The organism is Rhizobium sp. BK377 (genome assembly GCF_014193935.1).
GTDB lineage: Bacteria > Pseudomonadota > Alphaproteobacteria > Rhizobiales > Rhizobiaceae > Rhizobium.
On the sequence record NZ_JACIAC010000004.1, the window covers coordinates 64640 to 89689 of the forward strand.

Here is a 25050-nt window from a genome sequence, read left to right on the forward strand (position 1 = left end):
ATTCTCGTGCACTTGTACACAAATCCAGCATTTGCCTAATTCGTTGACTTTCGGAGGACCGATGATCGCCAAGCGCCTTCCCTTCTCGCGGGACGAGTTTTCCCGCCGGCTGACAAAAACCCGTGCCGCCATGGCAGCAAAGGGGATCGACGTTCTCTTCGTCGAGGATCCCTCGAACATGGCCTGGCTGACGGGCTATGACGGCTGGTCCTTCTACGTGCATCAGGGCGTCATCGTTTTTCACGACGAGGACCCGATCTGGTGGGGTCGCAGGCAGGATGCCAACGGTGCCTACCGCACCGTCTGGATGGACGACGGCCAGGTGACTTTCTACGCAGACAACTACGTGCAGTCGACCGAGCGCCACCCGATGCAGACACTGGCGGCGATCCTGCGCGAAAAAGGATATGGGACCAAACGGGTCGGCCTCGAATTCGATAACTACTATTTCTCCGCCAAGGCCTATCTGACGCTGAAGGACGAGCTGCCGGCGGCCGATCTCATCGATGCGACCGCCCTCGTCAACTGGCAGCGCACCGTCAAGAGCGGCGAAGAGATCGCCTTCATGCGCAAGGCCGCCCGCATTTCCGAAAAGATCGTCGACGGCATCGTCGAACGCATGCGGTCCGGACTGAAAAAGAACGAACTCGTCGCCGACATTCTCGGCGACGCCGTGCGCGGGACGGACGACGCCTGGGGCGATTACGCGGCGATCGTCCCCCTTTTGCCGAGCGGATCCGATGCTGCTGCCCCGCACCTGACCTGGGACGGTCGCGAGACGGAAGGCGGAACGGCCACCTTCTTCGAGATCGCCGGCTGCTACCGCCGCTATCACGTGCCCTTCTGCCGGACAGTCTTCCTCGGCACACCGCCGGCCTTCCTGCTGGAGGCCGAAAAAGCCCTCGTGGCGGGGCTGGAAGCCGGGCTGGAAGCGGCACGCGCCGGCAACCGCGCCTGCGATATCGCCAATGCCCTTGCTGCGCCGCTCGAACGCGCCGGCATCGAGCGCGGCGCACGCTGCGGCTATCCGGTCGGGCTCTCCTATCCTCCGGACTGGGGCGAACGCACGATCTCGTTGCGCGAAGAGGATCAGACCGTGCTGCAGCCGGGCATGACCTTCCACTTCATGCCGGGGCTTTGGATGCAGGATTGGGGCATGGAGATCACCGAGACGATCCTCATCCGCGAAAACGGCGCGGCCGAGTGCCTGTGCGACCGGCCGCGCAAGCTTTTCGTCAAGGATTGATGCATGTCGCTTGAAGCAACCCGATCGATTTTATCCGATCTCATCGCCTTTCCGACCGTCTCGTCAGACAGCAACCTTGCGCTGATCGACTATGCTGCCGAACGGCTGAGCCAATCCGGCGCGCGTGTTGTTCTGACGAAGGACGCAACCGGCCTCAAGGCAAATCTCTTTGCCTCGATCGGCCCGGACTGCGATGGCGGTATCGTTCTGTCCGGCCATACAGATGTCGTGCCTGCCGATGCGAGCGAGTGGCAGTCCGACCCGTTTTCGGCGCGCGAGGCCGACGGCCTGATCTATGGACGCGGCGCCTGCGACATGAAGGGCTTCATCGCCGCCGCGCTTGCCATGGCGCCCGACTATGCGAGCCTGAATCTCAAAAGGCCCATTCACTTCGCTTTCACTTACGATGAGGAAGTGGGTTGCCTCGGCGGCCAGCAGCTCGTTTCCGAGCTGGCGCGCCGGGGGATCAAGCCTTCTGTCGCCATCGTCGGCGAGCCCACCGACATGCGGATCATCGAGGGACACAAGGGCTGCTACGAATATACGACCGAGTTTACGGGGCTGGAGGGTCACGCATCCAATCCTGATCTCGGGGTCAACGCGATCGAATATGCCGTGCGCTATATCGGTCGGCTCCTCGAGATCGGTGGCGAGCTTCGCCAAACCGTGCCGTCGAGCCCCTTCACACCTCCCTGGACGACGATACAGGCCGGACGGATCGAAGGTGGAAAGGCGCGAAACGTGATTGCCGGTCATTGCGCCGTCGAATGGGAAATGCGCCCGGTGCGAGGGGCCGATGTCGACTACGTGAAACGTCGCATCGCCGCCTATTGCGAAGAAGTGCTTCTGCCCTCGATGCGCGCCGTTTCGCCGTCAGCCTGCATCCATACGCATGTCGTCGGCGAGATCGACGGGCTGGAACCCGTGACCGACAACGAGGCGCGCGCCATCGTTTCGGCTCTGACGGGCGCAACGACGGCCGATGTCGTCTCTTTCGGAACGGAAGCCGGCCTTTTCCAGAAACTTGGCATTTCCACTGTCGTTTGCGGACCGGGCTCGATCGATCAGGCCCACAAGCCGGACGAATTCATCAGTTGCGCGCAGTTGAAGGCGTGCCTGGATATGCTAAGCGGATTGAAGCAGAGGCTCACCACCTGAGGAAGGCGACGGTGCAGCCGTTGGAGGGTCACCGCACCATGCAGGATCACGAGACGAAAGTCGACGAGGCAACGGCGAGATCGGCAAAGCCTGCCGGGACCGACGACACGCAGGTCAACGCGGCCCGGGAGCGCTTCCAGCGGATTTATTCGATCCTGAGAGGCCGGATCTGCATGCTCGACTATCCACCGGGCACCCGGCTGAGCGAGGAAGCGCTCGCCGCCGAATTCGGCATCAGCCGCACGCCGGTGCGCCGTGTCCTGGGCTGGCTGGAATCGCAAGGGCTTCTGCGCTCGGTCCAAGGCGTCGGCACGATCGTCACCGATGTCGAGATCGGTGCGTTCGCCCAGGTTTACCAGCTGAGAATGGAATTGGCCGAACTCGTCGGCAAGCTCTCGCCTGTCCCGCCGAGCCAGGAGACGATCCGCCTTTTCCACGAACTCGAAGCACGCGGCGTCGAACTGGTTGCCCGTCCCGATCCGCGAAATTTCGCCCAGCTCAACATCGATCTTTTCCACGCGCTTATGCGCCTCACCGAAAACGAACCGCTGCGGGAGATTTCAGAACGCCTGTATTATCAGACTGCCCGCATCTGGCTGAAGTCCATTTCGCATATGGATCTTGCCGAAGAAGTCGCAGTCTTTGCTCGTGAGATCGCGGAAATCCGCACCGCTGTCGAAATCGGCGACGTCAGCGCTGCCGCCTATATCCGCCGCTCCCATATTTCCATGAGCTTCGTGCGCCTCAGCAACACCTCGGCCCTGCGATAAAAGCGGGAATGCCGCAGGCCTGTTGCACTGGCCAGCAGATAGCTCGCGTGAGCTGATTGTTGCAGTCTGATCTGATTATTCCAAAGAACGAATTTGGTGTCGCCAGAGGCCCTGAAGGAACCTTTTCATCCGATATCGCTTAAACAGCATGATCAAATCCATGCTCGTCAGCGGCTTCATATCGCTTGCAATCTACGGCGTCGGCAACGCCCAGCAACTTGCGGCCGGGGCCATCAATGACGCGTCGATCGGCGACATCTCCCCAGACCCTCCGAAAGAACGATCGACGACGCCGGATCCGGCAATCATCCATCTTCAGGTGCTGCTGGACCGCGCCGGCGCCTCCCCCGGCGTGATCGATGGCTTTTACGGTGAAAACGTCGTCAAGGCGATTGCCGGTTTCGAGATCATGCAGCGTCTTCCGGTCGACGGAAAGCCCGATCCGCAGATGCTCTCCCGGCTGCAGGACGATCAACAGGTGATCGGTTCCTATGTCATTGCGCAGGATGATGCCGCCGATCTCGTCGAGACCATTCCGAAGGACTACGCCAAACAAGCAAAGATGAAACATCTCGGCTACACGAGCGTCGCCGAGCGGCTGGCCGAGCGCTTTCACATGGACATCGATCTTTTGAAGGCATTAAACCACGGCGCTCGATTCGATCCGGGCGAAACAATTTCGGTCACGGTCATCGGCGCGCCAAGAACGGGGAAGGTCAAGCGTATCGAGGCTCGCCGCAAAAGCGGCGAGGTTCTGGCCTTTGCCGACGACGGATCTGTTCTTGCAGTCTACCCGGCGACGATCGGCAGCGAAGATAACCCCTCACCGACTGGTCACCACAAGGTAAACGGCGTCGCCCGAAACCCCAAATACACCTACAATCCCAAGATCAATTTTCAGCAGGGTCATAACAAGGAGCTCCTGAAGTTGCCGAGCGGACCCAACAACCCGGTCGGGACGGTCTGGATCGACCTCTCCGAGCCGACCTACGGCATCCATGGAACGCCGGAGCCTTCGCTGATCGACAAGGCCGGTTCGCACGGCTGCGTGCGGCTGACAAACTGGGATGTCGAGGAGCTTGCCGGCATGGTGAAGCCCGGCGTCGTCGTCGACTTCGTAGACTGAGCGACTTTCCGACCGAACGGAAAGCGGACGAACATTTCGAAGAAGCCCGGCACAAAGCCATGCTCCGACTACGCGGCCGTATTGGCCTCAGCAGCACTCAGCGCCAGATCGGTCACCTCGCCGGTCGAGGCATAGCCGGAGACGAGTTCGGCAAGCATCAGGCGGGCGGCCGGTATGTCGTTGCGATCCAGCGCTGCATCGAGTGCCGTAAGGCGTTTGGAAAGTTCCGGCCAGGAGAGGAAATCCTCGCGCGCCTTCATGATGCGCGGATGCTGCGTCGTCTCGGGATTGTCGCCGATCAGCAGTTCTTCGTAGAGCTTTTCGCCGGGCCTGAGACCGGTGACCGAAAGCTCGATATCGCCTTCAGGATTATCCTCACTGCGCACCGTCAGGCCGGAAAGATCGATCATCCGGCGCGCTAGATCGGCAATGCGCACCGGTTCGCCCATATCGAGCAGGAAGACATCGCCGCCATCGGCCATGGCCCCGGCCTGGATGACGAGCTGAGAAGCCTCCGAGATCGTCATGAAGTAGCGGGTAATATCGGGATGCGTCAGGGTCACCGGCCCGCCATCCCTGATCTGTTGGCGAAACAGAGGCACGACGGAACCGGAGGAACCCAGCACATTGCCGAAGCGGACCATGGAGAAATTAGTGTGGGTGCGGTTGGCCGCCCGTTCGGCAGAAAGCGCCTGCAGCACCATTTCGGCAAGGCGCTTGCTGGCGCCCATTACGTTGGTCGGCCTCACCGCCTTGTCGGTGCTGATCAGCACGAAGTTCGACACACCGTATTTTTCGGCAGCCTGTGCTGTGATCAGCGTGCCCATGACATTGTTCTTGATGCCTTCTACCGCATTCTGCTCGACGAGCGGCACATGTTTGTAGGCAGCTGCATGATAGAGCGCCTGCGGGCGCCAGCTCATGATGATGTGTTCCATGCGGTCGCGGTCACGCACCGAACAGAGGATCGGCACGATCTGCACCTTCTGCTGCTCGTACACTTCCGAAAGCTTCTGCAGCTCGCCGTGGATCGCATAAAGGGCGTATTCGTTCTGCTCGACGAGGATGAGATGAGTCGGGCTGCTGCGCAGGATCTGGCGGCAGAGCTCGCTGCCGATCGAGCCGCCGGCCCCTGTCACCATCACGACCTTGCCGAGTGTGGCCTTGTCGAGCAATTCCTGGCGCGGCGCCACGGCCTCGCGGCCGAGCAGGTCTTCGATTTCGAGTTCGCGGATATCCGAAACGGCAATACGGCCCTGCGCAAGTGCCGTCATATCCGGCAGCGTGCGGACGTTCACCCGCGCCTTGCGGATTTGCTCGAGGATCTCGTTGCGGCGCTGGCGCGATGCCGATGGCAAAGCCAGAAGCACGTTATGGACATTCAGCGTCTGGACCAGTTCGGTCAGGTCGGAGGGATCATAGATCGGCAGGCCGCCCATGATGCCGCCTTTGAGCTTCGGATCATCATCGAGATAACCGACGACATTGAGCTCTGCACTGTTTGTCAGTGCAGCGGCCAGTTGCCGGCCGGAACTGCCCGCGCCATAGATCAGCACCTTTGCCATCGCGCCCTTGTGCAGGATGCGCTGATAGGTGTCGCCAAGCCAGTAGCGGATGCCGAGGCGCGAAAGGCCGATTGCGATCAGCAACAGGAAAGGCTGCAGGATGCCGACGGTACGCGGAATGCCGGGAACGCTAAGCGCGGTGAAAATGGTGGCAAAGGCAACGCCATAGATCGCAATCGCCTTCAGCACTGCCAGGAAAGCGGCAATGCCGGCATAGCGGAAGATCGCCCGGTACATGCCCATGACGACGAAGATCGGCAGGGCCAGACACAGCGATACGAGAACCGCGAGCCACTGCACCCCGGTCAGCACCGTCCATTCGTTCAGGCGGAAACAATAGGCAAGCCAGATGGTCAGAACACAAAGGCTGGAATCGACGATCAGCGCAAGAATACGCTTGGCCGGACGTGGCATCGCCAAGAGCGGCCCGACCAGTGCCTGCATCGACATCCAGGACTGGCTGGTCTTTGATCCGTCATGTGAAGGATCATCATGCATGTTTATACTGCCCATCCATCATTCCAGCCTGATTTCTTCTTGTCCTTTTCGACCTTAAGTGCAACCGAAATAATCGGTGGTCGCGCACGCAACCTGTTCATAACCTTAGCTTGTAGCCTCAATGGGTTATGCCCTTGCTGCCCAATACCTTGCCGACGGTCATTGCCAGGATGCGCATATCCATGAGGAACGAGCGGCGCTGCAGGTAATCGACGTCGAACTTCACCTTTTCGGGGATCGGCAGTTCGTCGCGTCCATTGACCTGCGCCCACCCTGTCAGTCCCGGCAGCAAAGCATCGACACCTTCTGCCGTCCGAAGTGCGATAAGATCGTCCTGATTGTAGAGCGCCGGGCGCGGGCCGACGAAGCTCATCTCACCCTTCAGGATACACCAGAGCTGCGGCAGTTCATCGAGGCTCGACTTGCGCAAGAAGCCGCCGATCGGCGTCAAATAGCGGGAAGGGTCGTCGAGCAGATGCGTGGCGACCGTCGGCGTGTCGATCCGCATGCTGCGGAATTTCGGCATCCGGAATATCTCGTTGCGGCGCCCCACTCGGTTCGACCAGTAAAGCACCGGCCCCGGTGAGGTCAGGCGTACGCAAAGTGCCACGATCCCGATCGGAACGATCAGGATCAGGGATGCTGCCAGAGCCAGGAAAAGATCCGCTGCCCGCTTCAAGTCCGTCCTCGTCTTTCGCACATTCTTTTGGCCTTCGACGGCCTGCCTTGCCCTACCGTCTCGGGCCAATTCACGTCAACGACCCTTTCCGGCCGGGAAGCGCTTTATGCGTTGTTTCTCAGGCAGTTGCGGCAATTCGGCCACCGGTTCTCGGAACACCGCTTCACGCAACCAATTGAAACAACACGAATATCATACGGTCATGGAAGTTAAAGCCGAGTTCGTTTCCGCCACCTGTCCTTTCCCGCCATGCGGATACGTCTTCCAACCCTCCTGTTGAGGGCACCAAAATCACTCCCTGTGGCTATCCCCCGTGCAAATGACAGTGGCGACAGGCAGATATCATGCTCAGGCGCTTCAGGCCCTCTGCGAAACCGGCTTGTTATGGCGTACGAGAGCCATCAGCATCGGACCAAGAGAGAACTCTCCTCGCGCTCCCTTGCGTGCCAGGTCACGCAGATAGCCGCCAGGCGAGTTGATATGGGTTGCCCGTTCGAGCATGCAGGCGATGACGATAGCGGCGTTTTCGCGGCCGAGGGTACCGCAAGCTGTCTCATAGGTCTCCGGGGTTATCCCGAGCATGGAGCGGACGGTAACGGCTGCGGTAACGAGATCTCGCCAGCCGGTGATCGATCCTCCTTGAGCGTAATCATTGATCTGGGGGCAGGCCTGCAGAACGAGGGCGAGAGGGAAGATTTTCTGGGGTCCGGTTGAGTGAGCCTTTTCCGTTGCTGGTGGCAGCGTGTCCTCTTGCACCGTCGGTGAAGATTCTAATTCAAGAGAGTCTTTATCTGAATTCTGTATGTGCGGTTCATTTTGGACCACACTGGCGCTCATTTTTTTGGAATTATCGAAGCGCGTCAACAGATTGACCAAGTCGGCGCGAAGGTCTTCGAGCTTCATGCGCACGCCGTCCAGAGCAGAAGCGTCAGGATTGCGGGGCAGACATGCGAGGTGGCGGGTATAGGCAGCCTCGATGTCGTTCCAGTTGCCGGGAACGCCTTCGTCGAGTGCAGCATCGATAAGTTTGCGAACATCACGACGGCAGATCGTCAGACGCTCACGCGCACGTCGGAGTGTCATCCGGTCAGTCTCGATCTTTTGAGCCATGGCGGCGAGTTCCTCGCTGCGGGCAAGAAGCGGCACTAGGCTGAAGCCATAGGCATCTTCTACCTCACCAGAGGTCTTGCGGCGCGCAAAACGTTTTCCATTGGCGCTGTCCTTGCGGATAACAAGCCCGGCATCGACCAGGGCGGCTAGGTGTCGGCGCAGCGTGGTGACGGCGATGCCGTGCGCCCGCACCATCAATTGCCGGTTAGACGGAAAGACGATCATGCTCGCCTCACCGGAGAGATGGCTCTCGGGATAAAAAGAGAGAAGGGCATTCAGCACGGCGAGCGTACGGTCTGAAATGCCGAGCAGCGGACGCGCTTCGCAGATGTTGCGAAAGACTTTCCACTTGTCGACAGACCTACTTGCTTTAACCGATTCGGCCTGAAGCTGACCTTTCATCAAGGCAAGCGACATCGGCCGCCGCCCGAATGGCGTCGTAACAAATCCCGTATCCATTGTGGTTCACCTTATACAAAGGCAAATCATCAGCGCCCGCCAAAACGGCGTTCAAAAACCTTGACAGTGATTCCGGGAAGTGCGATTCTCTGGGTGCTAAACGAGAGAAGAGGGCTTCCGGATGTTTTGTTCGGGGGCCTTTTTCTTTGCCTATTGGCTCCTTTTCCTAACAGTCAAATCTTCATCAGCAGGCCTCAGCCTGCCAGCAGTTATCGTTGTGACCTGACGGCGCCGAACTCCTCGAAGAGTTCATCCAGCCGGGTCGTGAGATACTCGGCAAATTCAGGCACCATGCGTTCGTCAAAGGTAATGCGTGTCTTGTTGCCGGAGCGCTCGATTTGCGCTGCCCTCTGTCCTTGCCGTGTTTTCCAGATCTCGCCTGTCGCCTTCTTGGCATCGCGCACCGCCATCTTCGACAGCAGGTGTTGCAAGCGCTGATCGCTGTCGAGATTGGCAAAGGCTTCGCCCTCGATGATCGCTTCGACCTTCTTGGGCGCGGAAGAAACGGCATCGACGAGAGCCAACCAACGTGCGCGACCTGCCTTCGGCGCCGGGCCGATCGCCAGGATCAGGGTCTGTGGTATGCCTCGGGCGACAGAGATGTAACGGCTGAGATCGGCCTTGTCGGTCGACAGTGCCGCCATAATGACATCACGTGGGTAACCGGCTTCTTCCAGACGAAGGGCAAACAGCGCCTTCTCGATGAAGGAGAGATCCTGCCGGTCGAGATTTTCCTTGCCCTGGGCAATCACCAGTTCGTTGTCGCTCAAGTTCTGAACGATTGCCTTGACCTTCAGCCCAAGCTTTGCGGCCGCACGCAGGCGGCGACGGCCGTAAGCGATCTGGTAGTGCCCCTCCTTTTCAGGGTCGGGACGGACCAGGATCGGCACCTTCTGGCCGTGCTCGGAAATGCTTTTTGCCAGCGCATCGAAATCAGCATCGCGCTCCACCGGGATGCGGTCGCTGATCGAGGAGTTGGAAATATCCGACGGTTCGATGTCCAGAACGTGGAAGCCAGAGGAAATCTGCGCCTGCAGCCGGCCGGCAGAGCGCGCCGCTTCGGTCATTTCCTGCAGTGATGCACCCATGGCCGAGACGGCGCCGGTGCGCACGCGGTCCGGATTCTTCTCGACACCGGCAGATGGCGTCGGCGTATCGGCCTTGCGCATGAAGATCGAATTGACGGTATCGCGTCGGCTCATCAACTCTCTCCTTTCCAGTCGGATGCCGGCAAGCCGAAAGAGCGCAGTTGGGAGCTCCCAACGCGCTTATGGGCTGCCGATGGACGGAGGGATGTCAGGAAAGTGCACAAACGGCGGTAACCCCTGTTGGGAGCTCCCAACAGGGCGGTCGTCTCGAAGAAACCGGAAAAATCGCCGTCGACGAGGCAGAACGTCATATGCGCCCCCATGCTTGCCGGATCAGCGTCTCGACCTCTCCGTTGACGGCATCGAGGGCTTCCATCGCGCGGTCGTAGGTCGAGCGCGTCAGGTTCTCGCGGCCGATCTCATAAAGCGTCTGCTTGGTGAGGCCGGCATCGGACACCGCTGCCGATTTCACCATCGCATTGATCATGACGTGATCATCAAACAGATTGCGTAGGAGAGCCGCCACCTTCGTCTGCGGCGCATCCTGAGGTTCGTATCGAGTGAGCAGATATCGAATGAAATCGTAGTTGAGCTCGCCGCCGGCTTCGCGCACGACGGAAAGAAGGTCATGCGTCATCAGCAGGAACTGGCTCATGGAGGCCACATCCAGCATCTGCGGATGTACCGTGACGATCATCGAGGTCGCGGCACAAAGACCGCTCAGCGTCAAATATCCGAGCTGCGGCGGGCAATCGAGGACCACGACATCATAGTTCTCGGCGACATCGTCGAGCGCCTTGGCCACGCGCATGAAGAACACGCCCTCGCCATCCCGGGAGCCGCGCATCAGCGCGCGCGGCGTCGTGTGCTCGAATTCCATGAGTTCGAGATTGCCGGGGATGAGATCAAGGCCATCGAAATAGGTCTTGCGCACGACTTCTGAGAGGGGACGTCGCTCCTCGTCGTAGCGGATCGCTGCGTAGAGTGTCTCGTTCGAACGGACATCCGTTTCCGGCATGACGCCGAGCATCGCTGACATGCTGGCCTGCGGATCGAGATCGAGAGCGAGCACGCGGTAACCCTGCAGCGCAAGATATTGCGCCAGATGTACGGATGTCGTGGTCTTGCCCGATCCGCCCTTGAAGTTGGTGACGGCGATGACCTGAAGATGTTCGTTCTCTTTGCGGCGCGGCAGGAAATCATGCGCCTCGCGGCCACGGGCGGACGCGGCAAGCAGGGCGCGCAGTTCGTTGAGCTGACGCAGGGAATAGAGGCGCCGGCCGTTGCTGCCGACATCGGGCTGCGGGCCTTCGCCGGCAAGCGTCATCTTCCGCAAGGTCGAATCCGAGACGCCGATCAGCTTGGCCGCCTCGCCGGAGGTAAAGCGGCGCAGCGTCTTGCTCGCGGTCGGCGGAAACAGGGCTTCGCTGATCGCCTGCAACTGCGAACTGATCGTCGACGCATGAGCGCCGATCGTCTCGTCGACGCTACGTTGAAGGGTCCGAGAAGTCCTTTGTGGCTTGCTCACGCTCTAATCTTTCATCACGGAAAAACACCAGAAACGGCTGTTTATCCGTGACGATTACCGATCGGAGCGATTCTGGCAAGCTACTCCAGCAGATCATGGCTTTGGCGGCAGCGGTCGCGATCATGAGTTTACGACAGAAGGATTACAATTTCCGCTGATATCTCCGATAGTTAACAGAAATCCAATTCGCCTTGCCATGCTGTGCCATCCTCATATCATTTTTGCGATCGCTGCGGCAAAGCCGATGTTTTGATCCGGCAGACGGTCCCTGGCGCATCCCATTGAGAAGAATCAGCTATTACCGATTCCTAATCTTTGCCGGCAAAGGATGTGATGACCAAAGGGACGAGGGCCTTATTGCCTCAATCCTCTGAGGCGTCGTCGAAGACAAAGGGCGCCTGTTTTGAAATCCGGAAGACGAGATCACGTCTGTCTGGAACGCCGATCTGATAAAAAGTCTCTCTGACATCTTTTGTCGGTGGTTGGGCGTACCGGAAATTGGACAGGTCTGTGGCGGAATCAATCTGTCTATTTGATTCCGTTTCGATGAAAGATGTATGAAAAACCAGCGCGTTAGGAACACGCGAAATACGCTGCCGAAGCACGCGAAGTGGGCTCTTTCAAGCCCGTCTTCGTAGATCAAACTTATAAAGGATCCGGGATGTTTCCGCAATAACCGGCATTGCCCTATCCCCAGCGGACAGCCGAGAAGACGTGATGCCGCCCGCCCTAGCCGCTGAATGTGTAACCGGCAATCGAGGCCGGCTTCATCTCGATTGAGAACCCGGGTCGGGTCGGCGGCATATAGGCCGCGTCCTTGATGATGCAGGGATCGAGGAAATGTTCATGCAGGTGGTCGACATATTCGATGACGCGGCCATCCTTGGTGCCTGATACCGCCACGTAATCGATCATCGACAGGTGTTGCACATATTCGCAGAGCCCGACACCGCCGGCGTGCGGCCAGACCGGCAGGCCGAATTTGGCCGCCACCAGCAGCACCGCCAGCACTTCGTTCAGCCCGCCCATGCGGCAGGAATCGATCTGCACGATGTCGATCGCGCCCTCGGCGATGAACTGCTTGAACATGATACGGTTCTGGCACATCTCGCCGGTCGCGACCTTCACCGGGGAAATGCCCTGGCGGATCTTGCGGTGGCCGGCGACATCGTCGGGGCTCGTCGGCTCTTCGATGAAGAAAGGCTTTGCGAAGGAAAGCTCCTTGACCCAGTCGATCGCCTGGCCGACCTCCCAGACCTGGTTGGCGTCGATCATCAGGTAACGATCCGGACCGATCACCTCGCGGGCAATCCTCAAGCGGCGGATATCGTCTTCCAGATCGCGGCCGACCTTCATCTTGATGTGGTTGAAGCCAGCATCGATCGCCTCCTGGCAGAGCCGGCGCAGCTTCTCGTCCTCGTAGCCGAGCCAGCCGGCCGAGGTCGTGTAGCAAGCATACCCTTCCTTTTCGAGCGTGGCGATGCGCGCCGCCTTGCCGGGCTCGGCTTGTCTGAGGATGGCGATCGCCTCATCGCGCGTCAGCACGTCGGTGAGGTAGCGGTAATCGACGATATCGGCGATCTCCTCGGCCGGCATGTCTGCAACGATGCGCCAGACTGGTTTCCCCGCCTCCTTGGCAAGCAGATCCCAAACGGCGTTGACGATCGCGCCGGTCGCCAGATGTATCGCGCCCTTTTCAGGGCCGATCCACCGAAGCTGGCTGTCGCTGGTCAGATGCCGCCAATATTTGCCGGGGTGAGCGATCACGTTTGAAAGTTCCGTGCCGACGACGAGGTGCCGCATCGCTTCGATCGCCGCGCAGCAGATATCGTTGCCGCGGCCGATGGTAAAGGTCAGGCCGTGGCCGGCAAGCCCGGGCTTGTCGGTTTCCAGGATCACATAGGCGGCGGAATAATCCGGATCCGGGTTCATCGCATCCGAACCATCGAGACTTTGCGAGGTGGGAAAGCGAAGGTCGACAACGCGGAGGTCGGTGATGCGGGTCATGATGTTTCTTCCCGTTGAGGTGCCGGTATCCTCCTTCGAAGAAGCCGGCGATGCGAAAGCTCAGATCGTCCAGCCGCCGTCGATGGCGTAGGCCTGGCCGGATGTGTAGGTCGCACCGGCGAGGTAGACGGCGAGATCGGCGATCTCCTCCGGCGTGCCGAGGCGGCCCATCGGCTGGCGGGCGATGAAGGCGGCGCGCGCCGTGTCGTAATCGCCCTGTGCGCGCATGCGGTCCTGCAGCGAGGGGCTTTCCACCGTGCCGGGGCAGATGCAGTTGCAGCGCACGCCCTGCGTCACGTAATCGGCAGCGACCGATTTTGTAAGCCCGATCACAGCGGCCTTGGTCACGCCATAGGCGAAGCGGTTTGGCACGCCCTTGATGCTCGAGGCGACCGAGGACATGTTGATGATTGCGCCATCCTTGCGTTCCAGCATGCCCGGCAGCACGGCGCGGATGGTGCGGATCATCGCCTTGACGTTGAGATCGAAGGCAAATTCGAGATCGGTATCCTTCATCTCCAGCACCGAGCCGTTATGGACAGTGCCGGCGCAGTTGAAGAGTACATCGACGGCGCCGATTTCGGCCACCAGCGCCTTGACCGCCTCGTCATCGAGGACGTTCAGCTTGTGTGTCGAAACCTTGCTCTCCGCCGCAAGGGTCGCCAGCGCGTCGGTATTGATGTCGGTGGCATGCACCTTGGCGCCGGTTGCGGCGAAGGCAAGCGCGGTGGCGCGGCCGATGCCCTGACCGGCTGCGGTGATGAGGACGGTCTTGGCGGAAAGATTGCTTGTCATGTCATGGCCTCTGTGGATTTTTCGCGTTCAGGCGGTGGCAGTGAAATTCTATCTCAAAAGGATCGGTCGGGATGGAGGCCGCGCCCGATCGGGCGCCCTTTCAGGCGGCGACGCCCCGCCAGGCGGACGATCACGATATCCATGCGCTGCATGGTCTTCCTCCCTCTGCCGTTATCTTATTTTTGTCTCGCCTTGGCGAGCCTTTCCGGGAACTGCGACCGGCCGGCACAAGTCCCACGCCGAACGACATCCTCACTCTTAATTTGTCTGTTTATAGACAAACAGACGATTGTCTTGTGGTCAAGCGCGAACTTTTTCTTTTCCGTCTGCCCGCCTGCGTATATGCAGAATGATATTCACAGGAGGGAAGAATGGAGACCGAAGAGGCAGATCGTTACCGCGCTCCGGCGCTCGACAAGGGCCTCGATATTCTCGAACTTCTGGCAAGCGTCGATAGCGGTCTGACGCAGGCGGAAATCGCCAAGCGGCTGGAGCGCAGCCCGAATGAATTCTATCGAATGCTCGACCGTCTGGTGAAGCGCGGTTACGTGACGAGGCTCGATGGCGACCGTTACTCTCTCACCCTGAAGCTCTTCGGCTTGGCGCAGCTGCATGCGCCAGTGCGCCGGCTTGCCTCCTATGCGACGCCGCTGATGCGCGATCTCGCCCAACGCTCGCGCCAGGCAAACCATCTTGCCGTCTTCGACCGCGGTGCCGCCGTCGTGATCGCCCAGCAGGAGGCGCCGGACTATTGGGGCCTGTCGATCCGCGTCGGTTCCCATATCAGCCTGTTCGATACCGGCTCGGGCCACGTCCTGCTCGCCTTTCGCAGCGACGAAGAGCGCGAGATGATGATCTCGGAACATGTGCGCAGCCGCAAAGACGCCGATCTCGGCCAGGAATTTTATAAGCGGTTGAACCAAATCCGCGAGCGCGGCTACGAAATGATGGCAAGCGCCCAGACAGCCGGCGTTTACAATCTCTCGGCACCGATTCTCGGGCCGGACGGGCGCAGTATTGCAGCGCTGACTTGCCCCTACATCGCGCTGGTCAATGCGCCGGCAGCGCCCGATATTACGCAGGCGATCGGCATGGTGCAGAATACGGCGGCCGAGCTTTCGAAGCTCGCCGGCGCGACGATGACTATGCCCGCTTAAAATTCACCAGAATTTCTATTTGAATAATCCATTCACCACCGATAGTTTCCGCCAACCACTCTTTGGAGGAGAAGAGCGTGTGCATAGACACCCATCTGCATGTCATCGACCGGTCGGCGCTGAATTATCCCTGGCTTGCCGACGTGCAGGCCCTCGACCGCGATTTTCTCTACGAGACCTATGCGACCGAAGCCAAACGCTGCGGCATCACCAAGGTGCTGCATATGGAGGTGGATGTCGATCCGGTCGACATGCAGGCCGAGACCGATTATATCCGCCGCCTCGGCGATCTGGTGGCTGGCGCGATCGTCTCCTGCCGGCCGGAAGAAGATGGCTTTGCCAGCTATCTGGAACGCCAAAAGGCTGATCCCTTCGTCAAGGGCTTCCGGCGCGTGCTCCATGTGGTGCCTGATGATGTCTCCGAAGGCGCGCTTTTCCGCGAGAATATCAGAAGACTCTCCGGAACCGGCCTGACCTTTGACCTCTGCACGCTGCCGCATCAGGTCGGCAAGGTGGTGGGGCTCGCTGACGCCGCACCCGACGTGCAGTTCGTGCTCGATCATTGCGGCAACCCGGATATCAAGTCGAACGCCTTCGAGCCCTGGAGCCGCGGTATTGCCGAAATCGCGCGCCGGCCCAATGTGGTCGCCAAGATTTCCGGTATCGTCACCAATGCCGATCCGGAAAGCTGGACGGCGGAAAATCTGCGGCCCTATATCGAGCACGTCGTATCAAGCTTCGGCTGGGACCGCGTGGTCTGGGGGAGCGACTGGCCCGTCTGCACGCTGGCGGACGGCCTTTCGACCTGGGTCGCAGCCACCCAGGCGGTGCTGTCGGGGACTGCGGAAACAGAGCGTTCGAGGCTCCTTCACGGCAATGCACAGCGTCTGTGGAAGCTCTGACTTTAGCGCAGGCTCGCGCTTTTAAGGTTCAATTCTGCCGGATTCTCGCTTGAAGCGATCTGTCACCACGTGCAATCGGCACGGGCTCTCGGATGCCGCGATGTTTTGACCGCCTAAACTACATCCAAACAATTGCTAGGTTGAACTAACTCGGCTAAAAGTTGTTGTTGCCGGGCGTGTAAGTTGTTGGTCCGGTTTTCGCAGGAGGGAATATCAAATGAAAGAAGAACCGCATTCCGTGGACGTTCACGTCGGCAAGACGATCCGTATACAGCGACTGCTGAGAAAGGTTTCTCAGACGGAACTGGGCGATCGTGTTGGCGTGACCTTCCAGCAGATCCAGAAATACGAAAAGGGCTCGAATCGCGTCTCTGCCAGCATGCTCGTCGAAATCGCCGGCGCGCTGAACGTCGATGTCAGAACCTTCTTCGACGATCTGACTGCGCCTGCCGCCAACGCAAACGATAATCCCGCTCCGAGCGAAGAATTCGTCATTTCGCGTGAAGGCGTCCAGCTCAACGCTGCCTTTTTCTCAATCAAGAACGAGCAGCTTCGTAAGAAAATCCTCAAGCTCGTCCAGGCGATTGCCAGTACAGAGCAGAGTGAAGTCGACGCTGCGGAATAACGCGTCGGCATGATTTTCTAGCGCTCAGTCGCACCCTGCAGCAGGGCTAATGGCGATCGATCACGATCAGATTTTCGCCAGCGTCCTTCATTGCGATCTTGGCTTTACTGCCGACGAGTTTTTCGAGGTTCGCATCGAGCTCCCTATCCGGATCGATGCCGTCCCAATCGATGACGACCTGCAGCAGCGCCATGTTTGTCAGGTGCATGAGGTTGCGCAGCTGAAGTTTTTCAGCCTCGTCCTTGGCTGCCGACAGCAGCCGGAAGAGTCTTGCGTATTCTCTGCCTGTACCCTGGTCCTTTTTTTCGAACATTGTTCCCGCCCTCGACAACAGTCATATCCCCATGCAGGATACCTTGGGCTTGGAACCGTTATTCGAGCGTTACAGGCTGCATCTGCTGCGTGACTTCGGCCTGCAGTAGCTCGAAATGCGAGGTTGCGGCAAAGCTCCAGTCACGCTTTGCTGACGTAAACTCTCCCTTTTGCAGCCATTCCAGCACGAGCCTTGCGTCGGCGCGTTTGCGTTCGACGCGATTGGCGCGGATCGCAGTCAAAATCTGGTCGCGTCGCGGTTTACGAGCAAAGTTGGATGCTTCGACCACCTTGGCATAAGTTCGTTCGGAGAAATGCAGGAAGCGCCCAGAAAGCAGCAGCTTCTTACGCTCGCTGACGGTAATGTCACCCTTGGCATAGAGGCTTTCGATCGTCGGCTCGAAATCGACCCAGGGAACCGAAAGCGGCAGCCAGCCGAGCTCCTGCGGTGCATGGACGAGCGCCACTGCCTCGTCATCGATGAGATTGCCGGATTCGTAGTCGTCGAAGATCGAGCCGATGCCAACCATGCCGAAGGCGGAGCATTCGGCGGCGCGCAGCGCCCCCATGCTGGAGCCACCGGCAACGGCAACGCCCCTTTCCAGCGCAAAGAGGATTTCCTTGTGCCAGACGGATGGCAGATCGCCGAAATAGCCGTCGATCAGACCGATTGCGGTCGCTCCTTCCTGCACAGCGGTCAGAATATCGCCGCAGGCGGCAGGCGGGCGGAAAGCGATATCGGGATGCCGCTTGCGCGCTTCCGCGATCTCGCTTGCGAGGCTCGGACCGACGAAGAGGATCTTCATGCCGCGGCCTCCCTGATGACGTTGACGGCGCGCAGGCCGAGCTGGATGTATTGGCCGCTGATATCGACCTCAAGGCCCGGCACGATAACGCGCACGACGGAAACCGGAAGGGTGGGATGTGATAATGGCACGGCGATGATCTGGGTAATGCCTGCAACCCTCAGACGGCCCGCAATGTGGCGGATCGTATCCTGGATCGTTGTGGGACGCTGCCGGCGCATGGGGAAAGGTTTCAGCACCGCATCATTGTTGCAGAGATCGACGACCTGGCGCATGCCGGCGCTGCGATCGATCCGCTGATAGATCTTCGGCGAGAAATCGTCGCGGCTGCCGGCAATCGCCGTCAACCGGCTCTGGGCGGCTTCGGTGATGGCGCGAAGAGCTGCGCGCACCGGATCAGGATGGCAGCCGCAGCCGCCACAGACCTGCGCCCAGCGCGCATCGACGCGGTCCGAGAGATTGCCGGGAATGATGACGGCAAGAAAAGCCGGGACACCGATATCGGTGGTCATGTCGATCAGTAGCAGGCGCATGCCGGCCTGGCGGATGCGATCGACCAAGACATCGATCACGGCATCGCCGAAGGCGCGCGGATCGATTCTGTTCTGCTTGAGCTGTTCAGGGGATTTGAGCTGGGTCAGCGCCCACGCGTCGCGCTCGACGAGTTCGCAGAGCCCGTGCAACACGGCTTCGGCAGGCGTATTACCAGACGCCAGCCCGTCGCTCGACTGCTCGAAGCCAGGGGGACGCTCGCCGCGATGGTCGAGGCCGACTAGCCACCAAGGCACAAAGGCTGTGCTGCCCGAAAGAAGATCGAAGCCAGAGCACCAGGGGATTTGGCCATCGCCGATCTCGTCCGGCGCACAACGCGCCACGCTGTCGAGGTCGATCATGGCGGTCCGTTCCGCCTTCATGTTGTCGAGGCTGGCAAGCCTCAGATCTGCGGGCGCAATTTCAGCGATACGAGTCTCGATCGCCTCCATGGCCGCAGAGGTCATCGCAGCTTCCTTGTCGATGCCTTTGCCCTGGAAAACCGACAGCGTGTGGCTGTTCGGCCTTGTGGCGAAGGCAACCGGGATGTTCAGCACGTCGAGGCCGGTCAACAGGCCGACGCGAGTGATGCCGATTTCGCGCAGATGCGGTTTGATCGCCGCAAAAGTCTGCCCCGGGGTCATCGATCGGTCGTGATAGCTGTTGACGCCTGCCGACGATCTTTTGAGGTCAGCGGCAAGCGTTTTAAGGGCGGCCAAGGCAGACATGCTGATCGATTCCTTAGCGGAACCTTAGTGCATGCGTCAGGCTTTCAAGGCCATTTGCCGAAACGGCCAGTTCGTCCTGCTTGACGGCAGCCTTGGCGGCAGCGGAGAAACGGAGCGCGGGGGCCTGGATTGCAACGTTGGTTTCAACGGTTTTCATGATCTCTCTCCAAATGGTTGGGCGGCTGACCGCCGTTAACCATTCGAAAAGAACATTGCCTGCGTCATTTAAGCGTTACAGGCTTCGTTAAAAGGCCGTGTATCAGGGAAGACCGGCAAGTTGCAGGCCTTTTATCAACGGATCGGTGAAGGCCGGATCGCGATCGGGGACGAAGTGGCGGATCTCTTCGCTGCGGAAATCCGGGAAATTTTCCAGAACGACCCGAGCGTAGTTCCTGGCTTTCGCGGCATCACCCGCCATGGCATGGGCGGCTGCGAGCAGGCGCGCTGTCGCCTGTTTTGACTTTACCGGCTCCAGCGCATCGATCGCCTTTTCATATTCTTCGCGCATGAAATGGATGCCGCCGAGGTTCCAGTAATAATAGTCCGGCGGCAGCGGATTGAGCTTGAAGGCAGCGCGGCTGAGTTCGAGGGCCCGGTCAAAATCGCCGTCATGGGAAAGCGCGTCGGAAAAATCTGCCAGGATGTCGGCATCGTTGGGATTGAGATCCTGAGCCTGCTGGAAGGCATCGAGACTTTCTTCGAACCGGCGGCGGTAGAGCGCGACGAAGCCGAGCTCGCGATAGGCCCGGCCACTGTTGGGATCGGTCTCTCGTGCCATTCTTGCAGCACTATAGGCTTCGTCCAGCAGGTCGCGCTCATGCATGCCTCGGATCAGCCATTCCATGCCGAGTGCGCGAGACATGCCGGCATGGGCGGGAGAAAAATGTTCATAGCGGCTGAGCGACGACTTGAACCATTTGCGCGCCTGGCGCAGGTGCTGGAGGTCGGTATGGGAAATCAGCCGCTTGCCTTCGAGATAGAGGCGATAGGCGGAGGCCGGCACCTCGCCGAGCGGCGTCGCCAGTTCAGTGCGTTCGATCGTATCGGCGAGCGTCATGACGATGCGCCGGGTCAACTGGCTGAAGGCTTCGCTGATCTTCTGCATCGCGAAGGGAATTTCGACCGCCCAGAGCACTTCGGAAGTCGCTGTGCGCGTCAGCCGGCAGGTTGCATAGACGTCCTCGTCGCGGCCCTGGATCGTCACATAGACGGCATAGTCGAAGCAGAGGTCGAGCGGGCCGACGGTCGCACGGGTCGGGTCGAGCGCGCGGCTTATCATTTCCAGGCTCGTATGAGCGGCAATCACCTTAAAGCCGCGCTGCTGGCTGAGGCCGATCGTGACATCTTCGAGCAGCGCGCGCCCGACGCGCTCCATCAGCGGATCGGTGAAGATGCTTTCGGGCGGCAGGATGACGATGCGCGGCTGGCCGGCCGGATCGATCAGCAGTTCCGACACCGCAGGCCGACGTTCCGGCGCAGCCGGCTGTGCGGCAGCCAGGATGCCGAGTTCGCGGGCGAGGGCCGTCGTTACCTCGTCCGGTTCGATATCGAAATCTTCCCTGAGCTGGCTGCGGCATTTCAGATAGGCTTGACGCGCCGACGGCAGGTCGTTCATGCGCGTATGGGCGCGCATCAGCGCCCGGCAGGCGATCTCATTGGCGGGGTCGAGTTCGATCAGGCGCCTGGCAAAGGCGATTTGTTCCTCATCCGGGCGCTCGTCGTCATGTTCCAACAGGCGGACAAGATGGGCCGAGCGCGCTTCGTCAATCCGCTGGCGCTCGAAGGTCAGCCAGTCTTCGGCACCCTGGGTTGGAGATTTGACGCTTTCGAGCAATTCTCCGAGCAGGACGTTGCTTTCATCCGGCCCCAGCACATCCTTCTGCTTGAGGATCGTGAGGTCGACCTCCCAGCCGGGCGCAAGGCCGAGATGGGTGCGCGTGGCAACGAGCAAGGGCGGCAGGCCTGCGGGAATGCTCTGTTCGATGCGCGACAGAAGCTGGCGAAGGCTGCCGGCCCGTTTTTCGGGAAGTTCGGATTGCCAGAGCTGGCATCGAATGGTTTCGCGATCAACCAGCGGTTCCTGCGACAGCGCTAACATCGCCAGCAGGAAATAGGACTTTTCGGGCAATGGAAGCTCAGTCCCGGCGGCCATCAATCGCGGCCTGCCGAGCAGACATAATCTGTTCGCTTTCACTTCCCCGGCTGACCCGTCCATCAGGGTTCTCACCTTCAAAAGCCGGAACGCTCAAGGGCGCCGCGACCGATTGCAGGATGTTAGAGGGAATGACGCGCAACGGGAAGCGCTTTTGCTACCCTGGATTAAGATTTTCATCAAATATTACGGTCTCGACCGGTGTTTGCTGCTATCATGATTTATGAAAGCTGCATTCCGGGCCGACTATTGTGGTATTTCGGAACATCGTCGCACCATGCGGACCGGCGCACCGCGACCTATTTCTCCAGTGCGGCGGCTTCCTCGACCGATCCTAAAGCCCCTCCTTGGTTCTCCGCCAAAGCACATCCTCTGTGCGATTGAAACGGTGACGTAAAGATCCAAATCAGAGAGCGAGGCCCTTGATATAGTCGATCGATCGCTTGGCAAACCGGCGCCAGTCGGAGGGGTTGTCGTGCTCCGTTACGATGTGCTCGGCCTTCGTCCGGCGAAACAGCGGCACGAGCTTTGCCCAGTCGATGATGCCGTCACCGGTCGCAGCCCAGCCGTCATCCTCCTTTGTGCCTTTGGGCGCCATGTCCTTCATCTGGATGGCGATGATGCGGTCGGCGAATGTCTGGAGCTCTGCTGCGGGGTCGCCACCGGCCCGGATGATCCAGCCGCAATCGATTTCCAACCGGATATTCTTTTCTGCGCTCTCGAAGATCAGATCGATGGGGCGCGAGCCATCGGCAAGAGGGCGGAATTCGAAATCATGATTGTGCCACGCGACCCTTAGACCATGCGACGCAACGCGATCGGCGCCCTCCGAGAGCGTCTTCCCGAGATCTCTCCAGTAATCGGCTGTCGTGCCCCGATCTTCCGGCGCCACATAGGGCGGGATCAGGATCGTCGCTCCCATGGCAAGCGCGATATCGACGAAGCGCTGCGGCTCCTCGGTCAACCCTTTCAACGGCATGTGGAAGCAATGGCATTTTAAGCCGGCATCGTCGAGCGCTCGGCGGAAAGCTTTCGCGTCTGCCTCATAGGCCGGCAGCCAGGGTTCGATCGCGTCATAACCGAAGGCCTTCAGCTCCGGAAACTGGGTAAAGAGCGGCGGGAAATTGCGTGACGAATAGAGCTGATAGGAAATCGGATAGGTCATTCTTCCTCCCGGTTGCTTTGCTATTGTCCCGGCCTGCGCCTCAGCTCCGGCCAATTGTGCTTTCCCGGATCACCAGATCCGGTTCGATCTGCGTAATGCGCGGCTCCGGCAGACCGTCTTTGGCGACGACCAATTTCATCAGCCGCTCGACGGCAAGTTCGGTGACGACGTCGACGGCATAATTGACGCTGGAGATCGGTGTCGCCGCATGTTCGGCGAATTCGATATTGTCGAAACCGATGATGGCGACATCCTTCGGCACCTGCACGCCGTTCTTCTGGCACCAGCGCAGCGCGCCGATGGCAAGCGAGTCATTGGCAGTGAAAATCCCCGTCGGCCGGTTTGGCGCATTCATCAACGTATCCATCGCCCAATATCCCTTTATGACCGAATGGCCGAGCGGGTCGGCCGTCAGTTTGGGGTCGAAGGCGATGCCGGCTTCCGTGAGAGCCTGACGGTAGCCGTCGCTCTTTTCGACATTGCCGAGCGGATTGGCGCTGTCGATGATGCCGATGCGCTTGTGGCCGGTATCGATCAGGTGGCGTGTCGCCTTATATGCGCCGCGGCGTTCGTCGACGCAAACGGCATCGATGCCGGCATCGGGATCACCGACAAGCAGCACGATCGGATAGTTCGATTGCCGGATTTTTCGAATGTGATCGAGGCGCCGATGGCTGCGCGGGTAGATCAGCATGCCGTCGACCTGGCGCGAGCGGAACATTTCGAGCGCCTTGATTTCCTCCTCGGGATCATTGTTGGAGGTAGCAAACAGCGTGCCGTAGCCGCGCTCGGCAAGCGCCAGCTCGATTGCCTGCGCCGTGCGTGTCAATGTCGGGTTGGTGATGTCGGTCAGGATGAGGCCGATGGTCTTCGTCTCGCGGCTGACCAGCGACTTGGCAATATGGTTCGGCAGATAGTTCAGCGCATCGGCGGTCTTTCGTATCAGCTGGCGCGTCTCGTCGGGAATGCGTGGGCTGTCTCGCAGCGCGAGCGACACGGTGTTCACCGAAAATCCGGTCTTGTCGGCGATATCTTTGAGGCGAACGCTCGATCTGCTCATGGTCTTTGTAATATTCCGAGATGCTTAACCTCGTTTTCATAGCCCCCGGTCGTGGAAAGCGAAAGGGCGGCCGCATGTTTCACACGGCTGCCCTCCCCTTATCACTTTCCTTCGGCATGCAGCCGCTTGATGCCCTGATACTGCAGGCAGTCCGGATGCATTTCCATCAGCTCGATACGGTTGCCGTCAGGATCCTCGATCCAGGCCTGACGATTGCCGTCGAGCCCCTCCTTGATCTCTGCCGTCAACTTGATGCCGGCCGCCTTGATGCGCTCGGCGGTCGCATCGAGGTCGTCGATCGTGAAGCACATGTGGTTGACGCCATTGGCGTTCCAGCCGGGCGCGCGATTGTTTTCGGCACCGGGAAAGATTTCGAGATAATGATCGTCAGTGATGCGCAGATAGACGAGCCAGGTGGAGCCGTCGTCATTCTTCAGGCGCAGCATCTCCGGAAAGCCAAGGCGTTCGCGGTAAAAATCGAGCGATGCCTCAAGATCTTTCACCTTGATCGCGACATGGCCGTAGCCGGTAATTCCAAGCATGCTTCCTCCTCTCGTCGGCTCCAGGGAGCCGCCGCTTAAAAATCGATGCCGGCAAGCCGGATTTAGTTTAACGATAATACAAGATCACAATTGATCTGAACGCGGCAGATTGTCAACTGCCCCGGATTACTCAGTCCCACTTCGGCCCCCAGTCCGGATCGACGACGCGGTGATTACGGTCGATGGTCTCGATCCTGGCAATTTCGCCAGGTGAAAGCGTGATCGAACTTGCCTTGAAGTTCGAGCGGATGCGTTCCTGCCGGCCGGATGTCGGAATGGTGCAATAGCCCTTCGCAAGTTCGAAGGCGATTGCCACCTGCTCCGGCGTCGCATCATGTCTTTCGCCGATTGAGCGCAGTACCGGTTCGTCGGAAAGTACGCCACGGGCGATCGGCAGATAGCAAGTGACGAGAATGTCCTTTTGTTTACAATAGTTTGCGAGCTTCTTGTTCTGCAGGATTGGGTTCAGCTCGAACTGGTTGTTGGCGATCTTGCCCTTCCCGAGCAGCGCTTCAGTCTGTTCCAGGAGGGCAATCGTGAAGTTCGAAACGCCGATCAGCCTGGTCAAGCCGCGGGCCTGCGCCTCGGCGATCTGGGTGATATAGACCTCCAGCGGAATGCGACCGTAAGGCGCCGGCCAATGGATCAGCGTCAGGTCGACCTGGTCCACCTTGAGCGCTTCCAGGCTCTTTTCCAGCGATGGAACGAGTTGACCGGAACCGAAATTATCCGTCGAGATCTTAGTCGTCAGGAAGACGTCGTCGCGTTTCAGGCCGGAGCGCCGAAGTGCCTCCCCGACCTCGAATTCGGTGTCATAGGTTTGCGCGGTATCGAGATGCCGGTAGCCGGTTTCCAGCGCGCAGAGGATCGCATCGATACCCTCCTTGCCGTTGCGTCCGAACGTCCCAAATCCCATGAGCGGAATAACCTCATGCTTTTCCAAGCCTTTTTCCTCCCTTTCGCCTCGCTCCACCAGGCATTTCCAGAGCTTTGCAACAGCTTGAGGCCGTGTCCAGCGAAAAACCCCTGTTGACCTCAGGT

At 59.6% G+C, this 25050-nt stretch carries 24 protein-coding genes; 8 read left to right on the plus strand and 16 right to left on the minus strand.

The features are described 5' to 3' along the window. Positions 1–61 precede the first annotated feature (61 nt). The 4 genes from FHT92_RS17495 to FHT92_RS17510 all read left to right on the plus strand — a co-directional run bounded on the left by FHT92_RS17495 (position 62) and on the right by FHT92_RS17510 (position 4300). Positions 62–1246 (plus strand): M24 family metallopeptidase, encoded by a 1185-nt coding sequence (locus FHT92_RS17495; protein ID WP_183827631.1) that lies wholly within the window; start codon positions 62–64, stop codon positions 1244–1246. A gap of 3 nt (positions 1247–1249) precedes the next feature. Then, a complete protein-coding gene (gene argE, locus FHT92_RS17500; protein ID WP_183827634.1) occupies positions 1250–2404 on the plus strand; it encodes an acetylornithine deacetylase in 1155 nt (384 codons plus the stop codon). An 11-nt stretch (positions 2405–2415) separates the two neighbouring features. Further along, positions 2416–3174 carry a GntR family transcriptional regulator gene (locus FHT92_RS17505; protein WP_312858774.1) on the plus strand — a complete coding sequence of 253 codons (759 nt, stop codon included), beginning with the start codon at positions 2416–2418 and terminating at the stop codon, positions 3172–3174. A gap of 148 nt (positions 3175–3322) precedes the next feature. Continuing rightward, positions 3323–4300: a L,D-transpeptidase gene (locus tag FHT92_RS17510; RefSeq protein WP_183827637.1), complete on the plus strand. Its 978-nt coding sequence runs from the start codon at positions 3323–3325 to the stop codon at positions 4298–4300. A 68-nt stretch (positions 4301–4368) separates the two neighbouring features. Here FHT92_RS17510 and FHT92_RS17515 read toward each other — a convergent pair whose 3' ends face one another. The 7 genes from FHT92_RS17515 to FHT92_RS17545 form a co-directional block, all read right to left on the minus strand. Beyond that, entirely contained in the window at positions 4369–6315 is a 1947-nt protein-coding gene (locus FHT92_RS17515; protein ID WP_183828485.1) for a polysaccharide biosynthesis protein, read from the minus strand. A gap of 166 nt (positions 6316–6481) precedes the next feature. After that, positions 6482–7042 (minus strand): sugar transferase, encoded by a 561-nt coding sequence (locus tag FHT92_RS17520; protein WP_183741992.1) that lies wholly within the window; start codon positions 7040–7042, stop codon positions 6482–6484. A gap of 357 nt (positions 7043–7399) precedes the next feature. After that, positions 7400–8611: a plasmid replication protein RepC gene (gene repC, locus FHT92_RS17525; RefSeq protein WP_183827640.1), complete on the minus strand. Its 1212-nt coding sequence runs from the start codon at positions 8609–8611 to the stop codon at positions 7400–7402. Between the two features lie 209 nt (positions 8612–8820). Then, complete coding sequence (gene repB, locus FHT92_RS17530) at positions 8821–9813, minus strand: plasmid partitioning protein RepB (RefSeq protein ID WP_183741988.1); 993 nt, start codon at positions 9811–9813, stop codon at positions 8821–8823. A gap of 193 nt (positions 9814–10006) precedes the next feature. Continuing rightward, entirely contained in the window at positions 10007–11227 is a 1221-nt protein-coding gene (gene repA / locus FHT92_RS17535; protein WP_183741986.1) for a plasmid partitioning protein RepA, read from the minus strand. A 729-nt stretch (positions 11228–11956) separates the two neighbouring features. Then, positions 11957–13234, minus strand: coding sequence for an L-fuconate dehydratase (locus FHT92_RS17540; protein WP_183827643.1), 1278 nt, complete (start codon positions 13232–13234; stop codon positions 11957–11959). A gap of 60 nt (positions 13235–13294) precedes the next feature. After that, on the minus strand, positions 13295–14029 hold the full coding sequence (locus FHT92_RS17545) for an SDR family oxidoreductase (protein WP_183827646.1): 735 nt from the start codon (positions 14027–14029) through the stop codon (positions 13295–13297). A 71-nt stretch (positions 14030–14100) separates the two neighbouring features. Here FHT92_RS17545 and FHT92_RS17550 point away from each other — a divergent pair, with 71 nt between their 5' ends. The 4 genes from FHT92_RS17550 to FHT92_RS17565 all read left to right on the plus strand — a co-directional run bounded on the left by FHT92_RS17550 (position 14101) and on the right by FHT92_RS17565 (position 16713). Then, positions 14101–14382: a hypothetical protein gene (locus FHT92_RS17550; protein WP_183827649.1), complete on the plus strand. Its 282-nt coding sequence runs from the start codon at positions 14101–14103 to the stop codon at positions 14380–14382. An 18-nt stretch (positions 14383–14400) separates the two neighbouring features. Then, positions 14401–15186 carry an IclR family transcriptional regulator gene (locus FHT92_RS17555; RefSeq protein ID WP_183827653.1) on the plus strand — a complete coding sequence of 262 codons (786 nt, stop codon included), beginning with the start codon at positions 14401–14403 and terminating at the stop codon, positions 15184–15186. Positions 15187–15263: 77 nt separating this feature from the next. Next, positions 15264–16088 carry an amidohydrolase gene (locus tag FHT92_RS17560; RefSeq protein WP_183827656.1) on the plus strand — a complete coding sequence of 275 codons (825 nt, stop codon included), beginning with the start codon at positions 15264–15266 and terminating at the stop codon, positions 16086–16088. Between the two features lie 217 nt (positions 16089–16305). Then, the gene (locus FHT92_RS17565; RefSeq protein WP_183741976.1) at positions 16306–16713 is read left to right on the plus strand and encodes a helix-turn-helix domain-containing protein; all 408 of its coding nucleotides are present in this window, start codon (positions 16306–16308) and stop codon (positions 16711–16713) included. A gap of 46 nt (positions 16714–16759) precedes the next feature. Here FHT92_RS17565 and FHT92_RS17570 read toward each other — a convergent pair whose 3' ends face one another. From FHT92_RS17570 to FHT92_RS17610, 9 genes are all read right to left on the minus strand, one after another. Further along, complete coding sequence (locus tag FHT92_RS17570; RefSeq protein ID WP_183741974.1) at positions 16760–17026, minus strand: hypothetical protein; 267 nt, start codon at positions 17024–17026, stop codon at positions 16760–16762. A 58-nt stretch (positions 17027–17084) separates the two neighbouring features. Then, on the minus strand, positions 17085–17831 hold the full coding sequence (locus FHT92_RS17575; RefSeq protein WP_183827659.1) for a TfuA-like protein: 747 nt from the start codon (positions 17829–17831) through the stop codon (positions 17085–17087). Continuing rightward, positions 17828–19090, minus strand: a complete 1263-nt coding sequence (locus tag FHT92_RS17580; RefSeq protein ID WP_183827662.1) for a YcaO-like family protein — start codon at positions 19088–19090, stop codon at positions 17828–17830. Before FHT92_RS17580 ends, FHT92_RS17575 begins: the two co-directional genes overlap by 4 nt. A gap of 13 nt (positions 19091–19103) precedes the next feature. Next, positions 19104–19247, minus strand: coding sequence for a hypothetical protein (locus FHT92_RS17585; protein ID WP_183827665.1), 144 nt, complete (start codon positions 19245–19247; stop codon positions 19104–19106). Positions 19248–19349: 102 nt separating this feature from the next. After that, a complete protein-coding gene (locus FHT92_RS17590; protein ID WP_183827668.1) occupies positions 19350–21305 on the minus strand; it encodes a tetratricopeptide repeat protein in 1956 nt (651 codons plus the stop codon). 343 nt (positions 21306–21648) lie between these two features. Beyond that, the gene (locus FHT92_RS17595) at positions 21649–22407 is read right to left on the minus strand and encodes a sugar phosphate isomerase/epimerase (RefSeq protein WP_183827671.1); all 759 of its coding nucleotides are present in this window, start codon (positions 22405–22407) and stop codon (positions 21649–21651) included. Between the two features lie 40 nt (positions 22408–22447). Then, complete coding sequence (locus FHT92_RS17600; RefSeq protein WP_183741962.1) at positions 22448–23467, minus strand: LacI family DNA-binding transcriptional regulator; 1020 nt, start codon at positions 23465–23467, stop codon at positions 22448–22450. A gap of 101 nt (positions 23468–23568) precedes the next feature. Further along, entirely contained in the window at positions 23569–24009 is a 441-nt protein-coding gene (locus tag FHT92_RS17605) for a VOC family protein (protein ID WP_183827674.1), read from the minus strand. A 130-nt stretch (positions 24010–24139) separates the two neighbouring features. Next, complete coding sequence (locus FHT92_RS17610) at positions 24140–24952, minus strand: aldo/keto reductase (RefSeq protein ID WP_183741958.1); 813 nt, start codon at positions 24950–24952, stop codon at positions 24140–24142. Positions 24953–25050: the final 98 nt, after the last annotated feature.

What these genes read in the sequence shown, in the direction of transcription:
- FHT92_RS17545 (WP_183827646.1), bottom strand. Translation starts at nt 14,029, where the DNA reads ATGACAAGCAATCTTTCCGCCAAGACCGTCCTCATCACCGCAGCCGGT.
- FHT92_RS17540 (WP_183827643.1), bottom strand. Translation starts at nt 13,234, where the DNA reads ATGACCCGCATCACCGACCTCCGCGTTGTCGACCTTCGCTTTCCCACC.
- FHT92_RS17590 (WP_183827668.1), bottom strand. Translation starts at nt 21,305, where the DNA reads ATGGACGGGTCAGCCGGGGAAGTGAAAGCGAACAGATTATGTCTGCTC.
- FHT92_RS17575 (WP_183827659.1), bottom strand. Translation starts at nt 17,831, where the DNA reads ATGAAGATCCTCTTCGTCGGTCCGAGCCTCGCAAGCGAGATCGCGGAA.
- FHT92_RS17555 (WP_183827653.1), top strand. Translation starts at nt 14,401, where the DNA reads ATGGAGACCGAAGAGGCAGATCGTTACCGCGCTCCGGCGCTCGACAAG.
- FHT92_RS17585 (WP_183827665.1), bottom strand. Translation starts at nt 19,247, where the DNA reads ATGAAAACCGTTGAAACCAACGTTGCAATCCAGGCCCCCGCGCTCCGT.
- FHT92_RS17570 (WP_183741974.1), bottom strand. Translation starts at nt 17,026, where the DNA reads ATGTTCGAAAAAAAGGACCAGGGTACAGGCAGAGAATACGCAAGACTC.
- FHT92_RS17595 (WP_183827671.1), bottom strand. Translation starts at nt 22,407, where the DNA reads ATGACCTATCCGATTTCCTATCAGCTCTATTCGTCACGCAATTTCCCG.
- FHT92_RS17495 (WP_183827631.1), top strand. Translation starts at nt 62, where the DNA reads ATGATCGCCAAGCGCCTTCCCTTCTCGCGGGACGAGTTTTCCCGCCGG.
- FHT92_RS17510 (WP_183827637.1), top strand. Translation starts at nt 3,323, where the DNA reads ATGATCAAATCCATGCTCGTCAGCGGCTTCATATCGCTTGCAATCTAC.
- FHT92_RS17515 (WP_183828485.1), bottom strand. Translation starts at nt 6,315, where the DNA reads ATGTCGATGCAGGCACTGGTCGGGCCGCTCTTGGCGATGCCACGTCCG.
- repB (WP_183741988.1), bottom strand. Translation starts at nt 9,813, where the DNA reads ATGAGCCGACGCGATACCGTCAATTCGATCTTCATGCGCAAGGCCGAT.
- FHT92_RS17580 (WP_183827662.1), bottom strand. Translation starts at nt 19,090, where the DNA reads ATGTCTGCCTTGGCCGCCCTTAAAACGCTTGCCGCTGACCTCAAAAGA.
- FHT92_RS17605 (WP_183827674.1), bottom strand. Translation starts at nt 24,009, where the DNA reads ATGCTTGGAATTACCGGCTACGGCCATGTCGCGATCAAGGTGAAAGAT.
- FHT92_RS17565 (WP_183741976.1), top strand. Translation starts at nt 16,306, where the DNA reads ATGAAAGAAGAACCGCATTCCGTGGACGTTCACGTCGGCAAGACGATC.
- FHT92_RS17600 (WP_183741962.1), bottom strand. Translation starts at nt 23,467, where the DNA reads ATGAGCAGATCGAGCGTTCGCCTCAAAGATATCGCCGACAAGACCGGA.
- repC (WP_183827640.1), bottom strand. Translation starts at nt 8,611, where the DNA reads ATGGATACGGGATTTGTTACGACGCCATTCGGGCGGCGGCCGATGTCG.
- argE (WP_183827634.1), top strand. Translation starts at nt 1,250, where the DNA reads ATGTCGCTTGAAGCAACCCGATCGATTTTATCCGATCTCATCGCCTTT.
- FHT92_RS17550 (WP_183827649.1), top strand. Translation starts at nt 14,101, where the DNA reads ATGGAGGCCGCGCCCGATCGGGCGCCCTTTCAGGCGGCGACGCCCCGC.